The organism is Defluviimonas aquaemixtae (assembly GCF_900302475.1).
GTDB lineage: Bacteria > Pseudomonadota > Alphaproteobacteria > Rhodobacterales > Rhodobacteraceae > Albidovulum > Albidovulum aquaemixtae.
This window is the reverse complement of record NZ_OMOQ01000003.1, coordinates 258,485-275,462: the sequence shown is the minus strand read 5'-3', so window position 1 is coordinate 275,462 and position 16,978 is coordinate 258,485. Positions and strand designations below refer to the sequence as shown.

Annotated in this window: 17 protein-coding genes and 3 pseudogenes; 6 read left to right on the top strand and 14 right to left on the bottom strand. The window is 63.1% G+C overall.

All coding sequences use genetic code 11. The annotated features are described in order from the left end of the window. The 7 genes from DEA8626_RS16420 to DEA8626_RS16385 form a co-directional block, all read right to left on the bottom strand. Complete coding sequence (locus DEA8626_RS16420; protein WP_108854670.1) at positions 1–942, bottom strand: alpha-E domain-containing protein; 942 nt, start codon at positions 940–942, stop codon at positions 1–3. A gap of 5 nt (positions 943–947) precedes the next feature. Continuing rightward, positions 948–2,372: a circularly permuted type 2 ATP-grasp protein gene (locus tag DEA8626_RS16415; RefSeq protein ID WP_108854307.1), complete on the bottom strand. Its 1,425-nt coding sequence runs from the start codon at positions 2,370–2,372 to the stop codon at positions 948–950. Between the two features lie 371 nt (positions 2,373–2,743). Continuing rightward, a complete protein-coding gene (locus tag DEA8626_RS16410) occupies positions 2,744–3,469 on the bottom strand; it encodes an SDR family NAD(P)-dependent oxidoreductase (RefSeq protein ID WP_108854306.1) in 726 nt (241 codons plus the stop codon). Next, positions 3,466–4,791: an ANL family adenylate-forming protein gene (locus DEA8626_RS16405; RefSeq protein ID WP_108854305.1), complete on the bottom strand. Its 1,326-nt coding sequence runs from the start codon at positions 4,789–4,791 to the stop codon at positions 3,466–3,468. Before DEA8626_RS16405 ends, DEA8626_RS16410 begins: the two co-directional genes overlap by 4 nt. After that, positions 4,788–5,063 (bottom strand): acyl carrier protein, encoded by a 276-nt coding sequence (locus tag DEA8626_RS16400; protein ID WP_219929215.1) that lies wholly within the window; start codon positions 5,061–5,063, stop codon positions 4,788–4,790. The genes DEA8626_RS16405 and DEA8626_RS16400 overlap by 4 nt, the downstream gene beginning before the upstream one ends. 10 nt (positions 5,064–5,073) lie before the next feature. After that, positions 5,074–5,532: an acyltransferase gene (locus DEA8626_RS16395; RefSeq protein ID WP_108854304.1), complete on the bottom strand. Its 459-nt coding sequence runs from the start codon at positions 5,530–5,532 to the stop codon at positions 5,074–5,076. A 547-nt stretch (positions 5,533–6,079) separates the two neighbouring features. After that, a complete protein-coding gene (locus DEA8626_RS16385) occupies positions 6,080–6,844 on the bottom strand; it encodes a sulfotransferase family 2 domain-containing protein (protein ID WP_181366491.1) in 765 nt (254 codons plus the stop codon). A 201-nt stretch (positions 6,845–7,045) separates the two neighbouring features. Between DEA8626_RS16385 and DEA8626_RS16380 the strand changes: the two genes are divergently transcribed. The 6 genes and pseudogenes from DEA8626_RS16380 (at position 7,046) to DEA8626_RS21395 (ending at position 9,106) form a co-directional block, all read left to right on the top strand. Further along, positions 7,046–7,753, top strand: coding sequence for an SGNH/GDSL hydrolase family protein (locus tag DEA8626_RS16380; protein ID WP_108854301.1), 708 nt, complete (start codon positions 7,046–7,048; stop codon positions 7,751–7,753). 56 nt (positions 7,754–7,809) lie between these two features. Further along, a pseudogene (locus tag DEA8626_RS16375) lies at positions 7,810–8,016 on the top strand (5-deoxy-glucuronate isomerase); the annotation flags it as partial. After that, positions 8,013–8,145, top strand: a pseudogene (locus DEA8626_RS21405) (class II fructose-bisphosphate aldolase); the annotation flags it as partial. The pseudogenes DEA8626_RS16375 and DEA8626_RS21405, both read left to right, overlap by 4 nt. Positions 8,146–8,180: 35 nt before the next feature. Next, positions 8,181–8,372 carry a hypothetical protein gene (locus DEA8626_RS16370; protein ID WP_108854299.1) on the top strand — a complete coding sequence of 64 codons (192 nt, stop codon included), beginning with the start codon at positions 8,181–8,183 and terminating at the stop codon, positions 8,370–8,372. 166 nt (positions 8,373–8,538) lie between these two features. Then, entirely contained in the window at positions 8,539–8,760 is a 222-nt protein-coding gene (locus DEA8626_RS21400) for a hypothetical protein (RefSeq protein WP_245890895.1), read from the top strand. Between the two features lie 85 nt (positions 8,761–8,845). Next, positions 8,846–9,106: a hypothetical protein gene (locus tag DEA8626_RS21395; protein WP_245890894.1), complete on the top strand. Its 261-nt coding sequence runs from the start codon at positions 8,846–8,848 to the stop codon at positions 9,104–9,106. 36 nt (positions 9,107–9,142) lie between these two features. Here DEA8626_RS21395 and xylB read toward each other — a convergent pair whose 3' ends face one another. The 7 genes and pseudogenes from xylB to DEA8626_RS16340 all read right to left on the bottom strand — a co-directional run bounded on the left by xylB (position 9,143) and on the right by DEA8626_RS16340 (position 16,973). Beyond that, positions 9,143–10,651 (bottom strand): xylulokinase, encoded by a 1,509-nt coding sequence (xylB, locus tag DEA8626_RS16360; protein WP_181366490.1) that lies wholly within the window; start codon positions 10,649–10,651, stop codon positions 9,143–9,145. Between the two features lie 151 nt (positions 10,652–10,802). Continuing rightward, positions 10,803–11,360 (bottom strand): annotated as a pseudogene (locus DEA8626_RS21720) (aminotransferase class III-fold pyridoxal phosphate-dependent enzyme). Between the two features lie 89 nt (positions 11,361–11,449). After that, a complete protein-coding gene (locus tag DEA8626_RS21715; protein WP_306418116.1) occupies positions 11,450–12,004 on the bottom strand; it encodes an aminotransferase class III-fold pyridoxal phosphate-dependent enzyme in 555 nt (184 codons plus the stop codon). Continuing rightward, positions 12,001–12,174 (bottom strand): hypothetical protein, encoded by a 174-nt coding sequence (locus DEA8626_RS21710; protein ID WP_306418115.1) that lies wholly within the window; start codon positions 12,172–12,174, stop codon positions 12,001–12,003. The genes DEA8626_RS21715 and DEA8626_RS21710 overlap by 4 nt, the downstream gene beginning before the upstream one ends. Before the next feature lie 7 nt (positions 12,175–12,181). Continuing rightward, positions 12,182–13,774, bottom strand: coding sequence for a trimethylamine methyltransferase family protein (locus DEA8626_RS16350; protein WP_108854668.1), 1,593 nt, complete (start codon positions 13,772–13,774; stop codon positions 12,182–12,184). A gap of 15 nt (positions 13,775–13,789) precedes the next feature. Further along, a complete protein-coding gene (locus DEA8626_RS16345) occupies positions 13,790–15,850 on the bottom strand; it encodes an FAD-dependent oxidoreductase (RefSeq protein ID WP_108854297.1) in 2,061 nt (686 codons plus the stop codon). Between the two features lie 64 nt (positions 15,851–15,914). Further along, on the bottom strand, positions 15,915–16,973 hold the full coding sequence (locus DEA8626_RS16340) for an ABC transporter substrate-binding protein (RefSeq protein WP_108854667.1): 1,059 nt from the start codon (positions 16,971–16,973) through the stop codon (positions 15,915–15,917). Positions 16,974–16,978: the final 5 nt, after the last annotated feature.

The following is a 16,978-nucleotide window of genomic DNA, read 5'->3' as shown; positions in this document are numbered from 1 at the left end:
CTAGTTGTAAAACCTGAAGTCGCGTTCGATCTGCTTGCCCAGAGCGGACAGCCTGAAAAGAGTGGTCTGAAGATATTCATGGAGCCCAGTGTGAAAGATCTCCTCAATGCTTGTCGAGGCGCAAGCATCCGACAGCCCTCGCGCCAGCTCAAGTGATGGGGGCTGAATGCCGTAGTCGATGGATAGATACTCAAGATTGTCACGTATCTTGCCCGTGCTGAACGCAATGCTGCGCGGCATCCGGCCGTCGAGGATCAGGTAGCAGGCGACGTCGCGAGCCTGTGGCATGCTGCCGTAGGTCATCCGAAAGCCGCCCCTCCCGGAAACCGATCGCAGAATGGTTTCCCACTGGACGTTATCGATGGAAGATCCAACCGCCGAAAGGGAGGGCAGAAGCACATAGTATTTGACGTCCAGGATCCGGGCAGTGTTGTCCGCACGTTCCAGAAACGTGCCGATCCGCGAGAAATCGTAGATGTCGTTTCGCAGCATCGTACCATGCGTCATCCCACGTACCAGCGCCGTGCTGTGCCGCAGCGCCTTCAGAAGATCGGGCAGGTCGCGCTCCGGCACCTTGCGTGAGAGGCGCCTCGACGTGGTCATGTAGGCGGCGTTCATCGCCTCCCACAGTTCCGATGTCAAAGCGGTGCGCACGCTTCGGGCGTTCTGCCGAGCCGCCGTGATCGCTGACATGACCGAAGACGTGTTTTCCTTCGACCGAAGCATCCAGTCGATGGCCGAATCCTTCGTCACTTCGTCGTGCGTCAAATCGTATCCGTCGCAGACAGCCGCCGTCTGCATGACCGAACGCCATTCTTCGTCTGACGTCCGAAGTCGCGTGAGGGCAATCCTCTGACCGGTTTCGATAAGCCGTGACGTGTTTTCCGCCCGCTCAAGGTAGCGGTACATCCAAAATAGCCCGTTTGCGGTTCGACCTAACACGCCGGTCAATCCTCCAGAACCCAAGTGTCCTTCGTTCCACCGCCTTGCGACGAGTTCACCACGAGAGAGCCTTTCTTCAATGCCACGCGCGTCAAACCTCCTGGCGTGATGTCCACTCTGTCCGGGCGGACGAGGATGAACGGTCTCAGGTCGACGTGCCGAGGTGCAAGGCCGGCGCGCGTGAAGGTCGGAACCGTGGACAGGCTCAGTGTAGGTTGCGCGATATAGTTGCCCGGCCGCGCCTCCAGCTTATTCCTGAACTCGCGAAGCTCCTTCTTCGTCGCGGTCGGCCCGATGATCATGCCATAACCGCCCGATCCGTGAACTTCCTTGACCACCAGTTCCTGGAGGTTGTCGAGCACGTAGGCAAGGCCCTCGCTTTCCGAACAGCGCCAAGTCGGAACATTCTGCAGAATCGGCGCTTCGCCCGTATAAAACTCGATGATGTCATGCATGTAGCTGTAGATCGCCTTGTCGTCGGCGATGCCGGTTCCCGGCGCATTGGCTATTGTGATGCCACCCGCACGATAAACATCGAGAAGTCCTGGAACACCCAGTTGACTATCGGGACGCAGGTTGAGCGGGTCGAGGAAATCATCGTCCACACGCCGATAAAGAACATCGATCGGCTTGTAGCCTGCCGTCGTACGCATCGCGATTCTGCCATCGACGACCCTGAGATCATGGCCCTCGACTAGCTCCACTCCCATCTCGTTCGCGAGAAACGCGTGCTCGAAATAGGCAGAGTTGTAGATGCCAGGCGTCAGAACAGCGATTGTTGGGGCATCGGTCGTACCGGCAGGCGCGCAGGCGGCCAGACTGCTTCGGAGCTTCGCCGGGTAGTGCTGCACAGGCGCAACCCGGTTTTGAGAAAAGAGTTCAGGAAACATGTGCAGCATCGTTTCGCGGTTCTCGAGCATGTAGCTCACGCCGCTTGGCGTGCGCGCGTTGTCTTCCAGAACGAAGAACTCCTGCTCGGAGGTGCGAACAAGGTCGATGCCGAGAATGTGCGTGTAAACACCGCCCGGCGGCGCCACGCCGCACATATGCGGCAGGAACGCCTCGTTGCGGCTGATCATCTCCTCGGGCAGACGGCCGGCTCGCACGATCTCCTGGCGGTGATAGATATCGTATAGGAAGCCATTGATCGCGCTGACGCGCTGTTCCAGGCCGCGTTTCAGCTTGCGCCATTCGTCGGCCGTGATGATACGCGGCACAATATCGAAGGGAATGAGCCTTTCCTCTGCTTCCTCCCGGCCGTAGACGTTGAAGGTGATGCCCGTCAGGCGAAAAAGATCCTCCGCCTCCCGCTGTTTCGCCCGAAGTCGCGCGGGATCCTCACGATCGAACCAGTCCTTGAAGTGACAATATGCCGGACGGCAACCACCATCTGAAATCAGCATTTCGTCGAAAGCTTCCCGCATGTTCATCTTGTAAGGAACTCACGTTATTGACTGATTAGCACCGTCTTCAGCACTCTAAGAGTTTGGGCCGAGGTCCACGCCATAGTCCATTGTTTCGAGGTCAGACGCCAATCGAATTGTCACATCGACAAAGAATTAGGCGATCCACTGGCGCCAGGGCGTTCGTCGGATGACGCTTAGGCCCACGGTTCAGCGTTGGGGCAAGTCCGTAACCGCTGGATTATCTTACTTCGGGTGGCTTAAGCCGTCGCAGTCACTCAACCATCAGAACGCACGCGCTCCAGGGCAAGGGGCCAACGGGAGCAAATCAGGAGCTCACGCGCATTGTAGCTAATCGATCAAATGACCAGTACAGATTGTTTCTTCGCCTTTGTAGCCTACGCCGTGCTTCCGCCATCCACAGTGATGACCGTTCCGGTTAATCTGCCCGCTTCCGGCCCGAGAAGATAAGCCACTGCTCCTGCGGCATCTTCCGGCTCTGCAAGCCCAAGCGGTGCGCGACGCCGGATCGAAGCCATCTTGTGCACATCCAGCCCCTTTGTCATTTCCGTCTCCATGTAGCCCGGCGCGACACAGTTTACTGTGATGTTGCGCTTGCCGAGTTCGCGCGAAAGCGAGCGTGTCATTCCTTCGAGACCGGCCTTTGACGCCGCATAGGCTGCCAGCCCATGAAACCCCGTCGATGCAATAATCGATGAGACGCTCACGATGCGGCCTTGTCGTTTCGCGAGCATGCCACGCGATGCATACTTCACCAGCACGAGCGGCGCCATCAGGTTCACTGTCAGAACGTTTTGGATATCGGTCTGGTGCATGGTCGCGAGGACGCCGTCGGTACCGATAGCGGCGTTGTTCACCAATCCCCAGAGCGGTCCGTGCCGATCGACGACGCCACCGATCAAAGCCGGAATGCTGTCGATATCACCGAGATCGCTCTTGAGGAACTCAACACGGCCTTCGTTTTCTTCGACGAGTTCGCCGTAAGCATCGCTGAGTGTGCGGCTTGTCCCAACCACCCGGTAATTCTCCGGGTCGGCGAGCAGGCGCCGCGCCGTAGCAAGTCCCAAGCCGCGCGAAACGCCGGTGATCAGCACTGTCTTCATTCCGGCGTGCCTCCATTGCGTACAAGCTTGCCTGCGGAATTGGTTTCAAATCCTTGGACGAAACGCACGATAGCCGGCACCGCCTCCCGTACGAGTTTGGCTCGACAGGACTCAAGGATCGCCTGTTTGACGCAGGCCGGGTCGGCGCTCGCCTCCAGCAACACTTCGGCAACAACGAGCGTGCCCGTAATGGGGCTCTTCTTCGCAGTCACTTGCGCCAATGCAACCCCCGGGATGTCCTTCACCACGTTCTCGACCGTTTCGGGATAGACCTTCACGCCGCCAACATTAATGAGGCCGTTTTCTCGGCCGAGAAACAGCAGCCGGTCCGTCTCCGCGGCGATCAAGTCGCCCGATCGCACGAATCCATCCGCGTCGACTTCTATTCCCGGACTGTTCGGCGGCGGGGTGTGCGGTGGCCTGAGCCAGAGTATGTTGTCGACTATCTTTAACTTCATTCCACCCGGCGCAACTCGAAGATAAGCTGCTGGGAACCCAGCCTTTCCGTCATTCACCGAAAATCCGACACCTGCTTCTGTGGACGCATAGATGTGCGTGACTCTCGCGTCAGGAAACGCAGCGCGAAGCGCATCGAGGGTTGCCTGGTCGGCGATTTCACCGCCAAGCGTCACCTGCTTCAGCTGCAGTTTTCTGTGGTCTGGCACCATCAGGATCCTACGCCAGAGCGTGGGCGTGGCGGACAGATGCGTGCAGCCGTGGTTGATGAGCTCCTGGATCTGTTCTGCGAGAGGTTTGTGCGTGTTCGCGATCACCAGTCGCCCGCCGCCGATCAGGGCCTGCAGAGTAACCTGCAGGCCGGCAAACCGGGTCGGGTCGTACAGCAGGCCCCATGTCGGCGCATCGGCAGGTGCGAAACGATAGACGCTTCGCGCCAGGGATTGGAGCGTATGCGGAATGACTTTGGGCAGCCCGGTCGTCCCTGACGTTGTCATCAGCCATTTCGTCGTCCGCCCAGCCGCGCCGCGGCCTTCGGCAATGGCCAAATCGAAGCCCAGGGCGTTGTCGAACCCGTTCAATTCACTCCTATCCGTAAGGAGCATGTCGCAACCGACTTGTGCCATCAGCTTCACGGTCGATTCCCGGTCGAGCACGCCAGATAGAAGAAGCATCGCTTCGACTTGGCCGTCGAGGGCAGCCAAAGCGCGGACCAGGAGCAGCGGATCGTTGAAGCTCAAGGCAACGCAGGCCGTCTCGGCGACCCTTCGGCTCGCGGTGTACGCCTGAAGAGCATCCCGTGTGACGAGCTTGTGCCCGGCTCCCACAATCTCTGGGGCTGCTATCTGATCCACCAGTGCGGTCATGCTCTCGGCTGGTACTTCTCGTAGAAGGCCACGAACTCGGCAAATGTCTGAGGATAGTACGAGTCCTCGGAGATTGTGAACGGATCGAAGCCAAGCTCCTCGTCCAGCATCGAGACGAAGATGGCAAAGCCCAGGCTATCAAGACCCGTCTCCAAAAGCACCGTGTCAGGCGACAACTCCGGTTGCTTGGACTCCTTCTCTTGCGCCCAGATCTCCGCGAATACCTTGCGTATGCTAGTTTCGAGTTCGCTCATCACAATTCCCTTATGCATTACAAGCACCTTACCGCTTAATAGGTTGTGCATTTCCCTTGTCGAGACGGATACCCCAAGGGCCCGTGACGATGTTGTTTTCGACGACACGGGCGGGATTACCCATCACGACGCAGTTGGAGGGGACATCCCGCCCGACAACTGAGTTTCCAGTGACTATGACCGAGTCACCGATCCGTACACCCGGCAGGACGATTGCTCCATACCCAATGAAGCAGTTGCGACCGATGTATACTTCCCGGTGTTCGCGGTTGACGAAATCGTGCGTCAGTATGGCCGCCCCTGAAGTGATCGCCGTACAGTCGCCGATGTGGATACCCCTCGGATGGGTCTTGTCCAGCCGCGCCCCCAGTGAAATCCTGACGTCTTCACCGAGGTCCATCCCGTAAAGGCGTCGGTAGTAGAAGGTGACGCCTGGCAGGACGATTTTTCTGTGCACCATCGTGCGTAGCGCTGATAGCAGTGACATCGTGAGCGTTAGTCCTCGACCGTGGGGTTTGCGCGCTTTGTACGCACGAAGGCCTAGCGCAAACAAACGCAAAGTGCGCGTTCAGTTCCAGACACCGGCGCAACAGTTGCGCGTTTGGCAACAAATCCGCTGCATGACTTAGTGCTGATCCCTGAACCTAACCGGTTCTGACGGCAAGTATCCGGTCACGTTTCCGCAGGACGAGCGGCGCCTAGGTGTCAAAGATGCGGAAAGGTTTGCGGCTTTGCTCTCACTCGTCCGCGCTTGTTTGCACTTGAGGTCCTGCGCGCTGCAGCATCGAGCGGATCAGGCTAACCGAGGGCGATCGATCATGGAGGCGAGAGCGTGACAGGACAGGACGACCGCCACGCGCATCCGGTCGAAGATTTCGGCGAAGGCGATCCTGGACGGCGCAGTTGGCGCCTCAAGGAGCGCCACCGCGTAATCCAGGTCCGACCGTAAGAGTGACGGCACGAGCGGTTGCGGGTCCAAGTCCGCGCGCTGCGACGCGAGCCTCAGTTGGCCTCACGACACCCACGCAGCCACGTCAAGATTGCTCGGTCGCGCCACGCTCCGGCGCATTGGCGAAGCCGGTTTCTCGCAGGAAGCCGAATACCTCAAAATCGTCGGCGTAAATCTCTTCAATCAGCCGGGCCGTGTCCGGCGTATAGAAGGTGCGGTAGTCGTCGCGTTTGACCGCCCGGACGCGCTGGTTCACAAGGCTGAACCCGGCGCGGCGATTCACTTCTTCGAGATCCTCGGCGAACCGTTCCTGCCGCCCGACGAAATCGACGATGACACGATTCTTTCGATCGCAAAGGAAGTATGTCTGCGGCAAGAAATGCAGCCAACCGAGTACGGGCCGGCGCCGCGCGGGCTCCAGCATCGCCTCGGCGAAGTCTCCAAAGCCCTTGTAGCGCCCGAGAAACTGCAGCCCCCAGGCAGCATCTCGCCGCGACGTCTTGTCGGAGCGCAGATAGTGGAACGCTGAGACAAAGCGATCGTAGGGGTTGCGTACGAAGCCGAACGTGAAGCAGGCATCAAACAACGCAGGGTCTTTCCAGCGAAGGAACTCTGCAGACCGGTGGCCGTGCGCAATCGGGAGTTGGGTGGTGATCGCCGTACCGGCACATTTCGGCACATGAACGAAGATCGCGCGGTGGTTCCGGTTCTCGGTCAGATCCACGCGGTCAATAAGACGGGCGCGTGCGAACTCGCGCATGTCGAAATATGCACGCTGCAGTCCCATCGCACGGGCAATGCCCTGCAGACGGGAATCGAGTGTAGTGAGACTGCTGGCGAATTCGGTCATGTGCTCCATTTGAGTCAGGCGCGGTTGCGGCGACTATGACACTGCGCGAATGACAGAGGCAACCTCTGGCGGACGGTCGCCAAGCGCGGCTGCCCGGCGCCATTGATCCTCCTGTGGGTATAGGGCAATCTCGGCGAATACCTCCGAAATCGCTGTGCGAGCCCTCGTGTCATGGCGACGTCCTAAGGTCGAGCAGGCCACATGAAGTCGCTTCTCCTCGTTGTTGCAGTCGCCTCTCCGTTGCTTGTGGTGGCAACGTTGGCTTTTTATGGTTTGGACTTCTCGGTCTTCGAAGATGAGCGCCGGACGTCAGCGCCGCGGCGGCCCGCGTCGGACAAAGCCGCAAACTCGGTGCTTCTGGTTGGGGCGAGCCTGATCTCGCGAGGCGGTTGGGTCGAGGAATTGGAGCGACAGCTGCGCGCTTGCAATCCCGATGCTTCGGTCATGCGGCTGGCGAAGGCTGGCGCGAACAGCGCCTGGGGCCTTTCCTCGCTGCGCGAGCACTTCCGACAGGCCCGGCCGGATATAGTCGTCGTCGCGTTTGCAGGCAACGACGCTTCCCTTTGGCGCGGCTTCCCGGTTTTTGTGAGTCGCAGTTACCACTCCAAGATCATCGCACTTTCGCAGCACCACGGCGCCCAGGTCATCCTCGCCACAATGAATCCCGCATTGGGTCGCGAGGCGTGGGAAAGGCCCGGCCAGCGAGCCTACCGCAATATCTATCGGGACCTCGCCGATGAACTTGGCCTTTCGGTGGTCGACGCCACGGCCGCTTGGCTTGCTCTGGATGAAGAGACGCGTGCCGCGTGGCTGCCCGACCATCTGCATCCGACTGAGGAAGCAATGAGGCACATTGCCGTTCCGGCATTTGCTGAACTTCTGCAACCCATCCTATGTCCCGGAAACTAGGCTAAGGTCGGCCGGCCGATTTTCGACTGGGGTAGCGCGAAGAGGCGATACGACGCGATGCCGATCACATCTTTGACGGTTCCACCGTCTGCGTCAATCGTGGCCACTGTCCTTGCTGCGTTCTGCCGGGCTATGAAAGGTACTACTTCACTAACCTCGGCGCGCTCAGCCAACGTCCGCTTGTGCAGTGTTTTCAGCCGACCCATGCTTACCAAATCGAAACGATCCCGGGCATCAAGGACATGATCGCGAAATTCAAATGACACTGGCCACGCTCTGCGGAGTCCTCGAGCTTGCCCTACGGGAGGGCTATGCTGTGGCTGGGCTGGTCACGCTGGGATCGGAGGATACGCGTGGCTGCGGCCAAGGCTAAATCTGTGCCGGCGATCCGGTAGGCGGGACCCGCCTGCCGGGTCAGGCGCGCACGATGTTCATGCGGCACGGAATTGCGCTGGTCTTCGGGGCGGCCCTGCGGGAAACAATGGCGAGACACCCCACACTGTTCGACTGGCTGCAGATCCTCAGCAAGACACGTGATCCGTTGGTCGCCGCAATGCGCCGGGTGCTTCGCGATTTGAAAACGACGGATCGCGAGGAAGCTGCTTCGTCGTTGCCGTGATGGTCTTTGTCGGTCTTTCCCGTATGTTCGCTTTTGAGTGCGCCAGCAAATCCGGCCGTTCGTGCAGTTGAAGCGCCGCATGCGCTTGGCGAGGTGCTGGAAGCAGGCTGAGGGCCATCTAGGTCCGAGGCCTCGTGCCGCCACGGAGAAGCCGTAAGACGAGCACATGTCCGAGCGTCACCAGAAGCCTGAATTCCATCTCGGCCTCATCGGCGACAATGTCAGCCGATCGCGCTCGCCTCTCCTGCACCGACTTGCGGGGCGGCAGCATGGGCTGACCGTCGTCTACGACAGTCTTATCCCGCACGACCTTTCCAAGGATTTCGACGCGGTCTTCGCCGACTGCGCCACGGGCGACTACCGCGGGATCAACGTCACTTATCCCTAAAAGGAAGTCGCGGCGGCGAAGGTGCGGATCGATGACCCGCTTGTGCGGGCCGTCGATGCGATCAACACAGTGATACTCGAAGAGGATGGGCCGCGGGGTTGCCTTCGGCCTTGTCGCGCTCAAGGCCACCAGGATCCGACTGTTCGAACTCGATCCGGCCAAGGCCGAGGTACTGGCGGCCGATTTGCGCATGGCCGCGCCAGAGATCGGCGTCGCGACCACTGCGGTGGAGGCGGCTTCGGGCGCGACGGGTCTCGTGAACTGCACGCCCGTCGGCATGGCCGTAAATGAGGGCACGCCGCTCGATGAAGCCGCGCTTCGCAATGCCCTTCCGACATCGAGCTGACGCTATGAATCCGCGCGCTCAGCGCGGAGATGCAGATTACGTCCGCCGCGCTGCTGGCATCGTAGGCTTAGCGCGCGAGGCGGACGCAGCAGCGGAGGAAGCCGGCATCTGCTTGAGGCAGCGATAAAGCTCGCGATACCGATCGAGACGCTCGAAAATCTCGGGGGACGGGTCTGACGGCTCGAACCATGTCTCGACATCCGGCGAGCGCGCGAGATCGGTTAGCTCTATCGCCCCTGCCCCAGCCGCCGCAAGCAGCGCAGCGCCGACCGACGGCCCCGCCTCTGCGCTCTTGCCCCTGCCAAGCGTGCGTCGCGTCACATCCGCGATCAGCTGAAGCAGTGCGTCGCTGCGAGTGCCGCCGCCGATGGCGAGCAAATGCGGCGCGTCATCCAGGCTGTCGCCGAAGCTTTCCGTGGCATCGGCCATGGAAAAGGCGACGGCTTCGAGAACGGCATAGGCCAACTCGGCGCGCCCGGCGGTATCTTCGAGCCCATAGAAGGCGCCGCGAATATCTGGGTCTCCGTGAGGGCTGCGCTCGCCAGTGAGGTAGGGCAAGCAAAGCGGGGCGCGTGCTGGCGACGCCCGGACAGCCTCTTCCACGAGGTCCTTGACCGAGCATCCAAGGATGCCAGCGAGCCAGGCGAGCGGACGCGCGCCGTTGAGCATAGCCGCCATCTGGTAGAAACCGTCCGGCAGCGTGTGGGCGAAAGCGTGAACGTATTTGTCCGGATTCGGCCGGTGCTGGTCTGTGCACAAAAAGAGCTGCCCAGACGTCCCCAGCGAGATGAACCCGCGCCCCGGCTGCGTCGCTCCAACCGACACCGCGCCCGTCGCCGCGTCGCCGCCGCCCGCGAAGACGGGAATGCCGGCGGGCAGGCCGGTTTGCTCCGCGGCGGTGGATCTCACAGCGCCGACCTCTTCGGTTCCGGCATGGACCGGCGGCAGCCAGGCGATGTCGCAGTCGCTCGCGCTGCAAAGGCCTACGTCCCACGCGCCCGCTTCTTGGTCGAGCCACAGGGTTCCAGCGGCGTCGGAGCGGTCGGTCTCCAGCCCGCCATGCAGCCAGAGCCCGACGTAGTCCTTGGGCAGAAGGATATGGCGGAGCGCAGCGTAGACTTCCGGTTCGTGCCGCTTGAGCCACATGATCTTCGGCGCGGTGAAGCCCGGCAGCGGCGGGATGCCGGCGGTCTGGGCGATCGACGGCGCGCGGCGCGAGAGTTCCGCGCATTCGGCGGCGGAGCGGCTGTCGTTCCAGAGGATGCAGTTGCGGAGCGGTTTCCGGTCGGCGCCCAGGAACACCGCGCCATGCATCTGCCCGGAAAGGCCGATGCCGAGAATATCGGAAGCGGCCGAGCCAAGATGCGCGCAGAGTTCGCGCAGGACCTCGCGGCAGGCGGCGATCCACGCCGCCGGGTCCTGTTCGGACCATCCCGGCTTGGGCGACACCACCTCGAGCGCGGCGGTGGCGGAGGCTACGACGGCGTGATCGCGAAAAGCCACGGCCTTGACCGCCGAGGTGCCGAGATCCAGTCCGATGAACATGCCCGAAGGCTCCTTCGCAATCGCGCCGCACATGCGAAGGCAGGATGTGTCCCGCTTGCCGATGCTTCCGCCTCTCGAATGGACCCGGAAATCGCGCGGCTTTCAAGCGCCCTCGGCGCGGGGTGAGGCGCGGGAGTGGCCCTGAAGGGCGTCAGCCCTCCACGACGAGACCCTCGCGGGCAAGATCGTCCGCCGAAATCCGGATTACCTTCGCGAGAATGTCGAACATCCGTACGATCTCGCTTTCTGAAGTGTCGAGTGGCGGCGAGAAGACGCACATGTTCACGATGGACCGGACGATCAGCCCCAACTCCCGGCAGCGGGCGCCGATCGCGAAGTCAGTCTCGAGCGTCTCGATGCCCGGCGGCCCCGCCACGCATTCGACGCAGCCCATGCGCCCCATGCCCCTCGTATCTCCGACCAGCGGCAGGTCGCGAAGCGCGTGCAGACGCTCGACGAAGAGAGGGCTGATCCGTCGGACGTGGTCGAGGATGCCCTCACCTTCGATGGCCTCGATGTTCTTCCGCGCTGCCGCCGCGCCAACTGGATGGCCGGAATAGGTTTAGCCGTTCGAGAAAGTCGCCCCCTTAGCGCCGTCGCCCGAGATATCCTCGATTGGCTGGTCGGAAATGATCGCCGCACCCATAGGCAGATAGCCCGAAATCATACCCTTGGCGCAGTTGACGATGTCGGAAACGATGTCAAACACGGGCTCGGAAGCGAACCAGTGGCCTAGCCGGCCGAAGCCCGTGACAACCTCTTCCGAGATTCAAAGGACCTCGTGGCGGCAGCAAATCTCTAGACAACGACGGTGGTAGTCTTCGGGCGCCGCAACACCCCGCCCGAGGCGAGGACCGGCTCGGCGACGAAGGCCGCGACCCGATCGGGGCCGATCTCGCGGATCGCGCGGTCGGGCTCGGCCACACGTGCGTCGAGGAACTCGGCCACGCTGGTGCCCGCGGGGCGGCGGTAGGGGTTTAGATCCGACAGGAAATGGACGAGCCCCTCGGCCTTGTCCAGCAAACGCTTGTCACGCTCCTTGCCGCTGACGCTGGCGGCCAGGCAGGTGCTGCCGTGGCAGTCCTTCAGGCGCGAGATCACGACCTTTTTCTCAGGCCAGCCGAGGAGGTCGCTGCGGAACTGGACGAAGCGCAGGGCCGTGTCGACGACCGTCGATCCGCCGGTCGTGAAGAAGACGTATTCAGGTCGCCCTGCGTCCGGGCGGCGATTTCTCGGTCGAGACGGGCGCTCACGGAATTCGTATTTCCGAAGGGCGAGGAACAGGCGAGCTGCCGGGCCTGTTCGGCGATGGCCTCGGCCATCTCGGCGCGGCCGTATCCGATCTGCACTCACCACATGCCGCCCGGGCCGTCGATGAGCCTGCGGCCCTCCTCGTTGACGACGTGGATGCCCTCGCCGGCCTCGACGAAGGTGCGCTCGTTCCGGCCGAGATCGCCCATGCCTTCCCACGGATGCAGGAAATGTGCGTTGTCCCACCGCTTCGAGCGGTCGATATCGCTCACCCTTATGTCAGGCTGCCCCCTCTTTCGGTTGCGGGCGCGGCGCCCGGCGTTTCATCTCCTCGGCGCCGAGGATGATCGGGAACTCCTCGCGCACGTACGCGTCCGCCGCCCCGAAATGATTCGGAAAGTGGCTGTCCAGAATCGTGTCTGCCTTAGCGCGGGCGCGGTCGAAGAGATCGGTGCGGCCTTCGCGTTCCCATGTGTCGGTCCGTTCGCGGTCCATCAGTTCGGGAAAGACGAACTCGCTCGTCATGTGGTCGAGCGTATGGGTATTGCCGAGGAAATGCCCCGGCTCGATCGCGCAGGAATGGATGACGTCCACGGCGAGCGTCTCGTCGGAGACCTCGATGCCGCGCAGCGTCCTCAGGATCATGCCCCCCGCCTCGTCGTCGATCACCATGCTTTCGAAGCTGCACCCCATGAGGCTGCCGAGCATGCCGCCGAACTCGCAGAGCCGGTTGGCACCGGCATGGGCGGCAAGCGTAAAGGTCAGCGCCTTCTCCAGCCCGTACTGCGCGTCGGGCAGCTTGGCGTCGGTCATGCCGCAGCCGACCGAGGTCGGCATGTTGTAGAAGTTGCCCATCTGGATCGCGGCGGCGGAGATCAGCGCCTGTTCACCGCTGCCGCCGGTGAATGAGCCGGTGCGCAAATCGGTGATGAATGGCCAGGCGGCGAAGACGATCGGGCAGCCCGGCGTGATGAGGTTGACGATCGCGACGCAGGCGAGCGTCTCGGCGACCGACTGCGCGAGCGTGCCGGCGAGCGTCGCGGGCGAGGTCGCGCCCGCCTGGGGCGGCACCGCGAGGTCGACTGTCAGGCCGAGCTTCGCGGTGTCGATCATGATTTCGAGATTCTCCTTGCCGAACCTGAGCGGCGAGACGACCGGACAGCCGCCGAAGATGACGGAAGGTTTCTTCAGGAAGCTGCCCTCGCCACCCGAGGCGTGATCGAAAAGGCGGATCGCATGCGGAATGTGCTCGCGCGCGCGGAAGGTCAGGCAGGCGGGCTTCTGGCTGCCGGCTAGCATCGCGTAGACCATGTTCATGTCGTGCGCGTAGTCGTCGGTCACATCCGTCGCGAGCACCGTGTCGCCCAGCATGTGGATGTTCTCCAGCCGGTCGACGAGGCGGGTGAAGTCGTAGATGTCGCGCAGTGTCGATGGCCGGAAGCTTTTCGTATTGGCATCAAAGGTAGTGACTGCCGTTCCGGAATTGGCGAAGTAGACGTTCTGGGCAGTGCAGTGCATGTCGTCCTTGCCCGCGCGGTCGCCGCGCGCATGGACGTAGAACTCGCTTGCGACCCCGTCCAGCAGGTCCTCCATCAGCGCACGCGGGAAGCAGAGGCGGCCGTGCTCATTGAGCCGGGCACCCTTCGGCAGGACGATGTCCAGAAGTTCCGGAATCGGGTCCTTGAGACCGGTCCGCTCCAGCACCGTGAGCGCGGCGCCATGAACCTGCGCCATGTCCGCATCGGTCAGCGGCCGATAGCGCCCGCCCGGCAAGCCGGCATGGATCGCCTCGTTGCCGGTCGCCTGGGCGCGTGCGGCCTGGCGGGCGGCGCGGCCGCCGCGTTGGGGTCTGCGTGATACGAGTTCGCTCATGGCCATATCCTTCGTTCAGGGTTCGAGCGCGACCATCTCGCGGCGGAACCAGTCCCGGTCGATCTCGCCGGGATCGCGTTCGAAATTGCGCGCGGCGAGATGGCCGGAATAGACCGCGTCCGCGATGAGCCCGGGAGAGGCCGCGTCGCCGATAAGTTCCAGCGTCCGGAAGCCGCCCCGGTCGCGGAGCGCGTCGTAGAGCGCGGTGTCGCGGTGCCGTTCCGTGACGAGCACGGCGGAGGCGCAGGGAATGTCCTCCTCGCGGCCGGAATAGATGCAGGCGGTCCGCATACGGTCCGGCCCGAGCGCGAGCATCTGGCGGGTGCAGCGGATCTCGACGCCGAGCTTGATCAGACGCGCCTGGACCCGCGCCTGTTCGAGCGTGAGGTCGGTCCAGGGCGAGACGACGCTCGCCGGCGTGACGAAGGCGACGTGGTGGCCGGCTTCCGCCAGCCTTTCGGCGAGAACGCCTGCGAGATAGGCCTGGTCGTCGTCGTAGATCGCGACCGGCCCGTCGGGCGGCGTCCGTCCGTCCATGATGTCGTCGGGCGTGAGGACCCGCGCGGCCGGGTCGATCACCGGCGGGCGGCGCTGGCCCGTGCGGCCGATCCCGTCGCGCCGCCAGGTGGCGCCGGTCGCGACGAAGACGTTCGGGATGCCGAGTTCGAGGACCGCGTCGGCGTCGAGCCGGCTTTCGGTGAAGAGCCGCACATTGGCGCGCTGCGCGAGGTCGTTCAGTCGGTAGTCGGCCACGCGTTTCCATGCGGCGAGGCCCGGCAGAGCGCTTTCGCGCAGGACCCGGCCGCCCGCCTCCGCCCGCGCCTCGGCCAGCGTCACCTCGTAGCCGCGCCGGGCGAGCTGCATCGCGCATTCGAGCCCGGCAGGCCCCGCGCCGATGACGAGCGCCGCCTCTTCCCGGCCCTTGGGCGCGATCTTCTCGGGATGCCAGCCGCGCCGCCATTCCTCGCCCATCGTCGGGTTCTGGGTGCAGCGGATCGGCACGCCCTGCGTGTCCGCGCTGACGCAGATGTTGCAGCCGATGCATTCGCGGATCTCGTCGATCCGGCCCTCTTCGATCTTCCTCGGCAGGAACGGGTCGGCGATCGAAGGCCGCGCGGCGCCGATGAGGTCGACGATCCCCTTGCGGATCATCGAAACCATCTGGTCGGGCGAGGTCAGCCGGCCGACACCGACGACGGGTTTCGACGTCACCGCTTTCACGAAGGCGATGTAGTCGTTCTGATAGCCGTCCTGGGGCTGGAACCGCGTGGTCACGGAATCGTTCGGCCAGTCGCAGACATTGACGTCCCAGAGATCGGGCAGCTCTGCCAGAAGCTCCACCACCGCGCGGCCTTCCTCGGCGGCCTGCATGCCGTCTGCCCCCAGCATCTCGTCAACCGCGAAGCGGAAGGCGACGGCGCAGGTGTCGCCGACGGCCTCGCGCGTGTCCTCCAGAAGCTCGCGCGTCAGACGGACGCGGTTCTCGAGCGAGCCGCCATACTCGTCGCCGCGCTGGTTCATGTGCGGCAGAAGGAAGTGCTGTGCGAGCGTCATGCGATGTCCGGCATAGACGTAGATCACGTCGAACCCGGCGTCCCGGGCGCGCAGCGCCGCGTCGCGGTGCCAGCGGCGGAAGGCGCGAATGTCGGCCTTGTCCATCGCGCGAGCCTGTTTCGGGATGGCGTAGTCGAGCGACATGTCGGAGGGCGCGAAGACGGGCGCGCGGGAAAAGAGGTTCTGCGCGTGGTTGCCGTTATGGGCGAGCTCGATCGCGGCAAGCGCGCCATGCGCGTGCACCGCCTCGGTCATCAGCCGCAGCGCCGGAATGTCGCGTTCGTCCCAGAGCCGGTTCTCGGCGAAAGGCGAGAGGTCCGAAGTCGGGTGGATCTCGGTCTCCTGGGTCGAGACGACGGCCCATCCGCCCTCGGCCTTCATGCCGCGGTTGGCCGCCTCGGCGCGCGGCCGGACATGCCCCATACCGTTGCAATGGGGCACCTGGTAGAACCGGTTGCGGGCGGTCACGGGGCCGATCCGCACCGGTTCGAAGAGCACAGCGTATGTGTTCGCGTCCGTCATCAGCGCGCCTTGTCTCGGAAGTCGGAGGGCCGGGGCGGAGAGCGCCGCCCCGGCGGTCAACGTGTCAGAAGCCGGCCTTGATGCGCTCGAACTCCTTCAGCATCTTCGCCTCAAGCTCGGGCTGGACGGCGTCGAAGAACAGGCTGCCTTCGAAGAAGCTCGAGACGTCGTCGAAGCCGTAGGTCTTGATCAGCTCCTGGTCGGAGATGCCGAACGCTTCGGCGTTGGCGTGCGGATAGCCCCAGCTCTCGATGATGTACTTGCCGCTTTCCTTGTCCGAGAGCGCATTCAGGAGGTCATAGATCTGTTCCTCAGGCGTGGTCGATGACTTCAAGTGGACATAGCCGCAGACCCATGTCGCGATGCCCTTGTCGACGTCGCGCATCATCTTGGCCGGGACCTCGTTCCAGATCAGGTTCAGCTCGGACTGGTTCCATGCCCAGCCCAGCTCCAGCTCGCCCGAGGCCATCGCCTGGTCGAGCTGGCCGGCATCGGCCCAATAGAACCTTATGTTGGGATGAACCGAGCGCAGCCAGTCGGAGGCGGCCTGGAACTGTTCGTCCGTGAGGTCGGTGTAGGTGTCCTTGTTGCCGGTCGCGAGCGAGGCCAGCGCATAGGCGCTCGAGGCCGCATCGGGGATCGCGACCTTGCCCTGATAGGCCGGATCGGCCATCAGCTGGAGCGAGATCTGGTCGTCGCTGATCTTGTCGGTGCGGTAGATGAGCCCGGTGTTGCCCCATTCGAACGGCATCATGTAGACCTCGCCGTCGATGACGATGCCGTCCACCTCCTTGATCTCGGGCAGGAGCGCATCCCAGTTGGTCAGCTTCGACGGATCGAGCGGCTGGATGAGGTCGGCGGCCACCCATTTGCGCACGGCGTCCGAACAGGGATGCGCGAGATCGGCGGTGAAGCCGGACTGGAGCTTGGTGAAGGCCTCCTCCTGGCTGCCGAAGAAGGTGTAGGACGGCGCCTCGCCGTGCTTTTCCATGTAGGCGCCGAAGAATCCCTGGTCCTCGTAGCCCGACCAGTCGAAGACCGACAGATCCGCGCCGGCCGCGAAGGCGGTGCCCGGCGCGACCAGCGTCGCGAGGGCGAGCGCCCCGAGATTCGTGTGTTTCATCATTT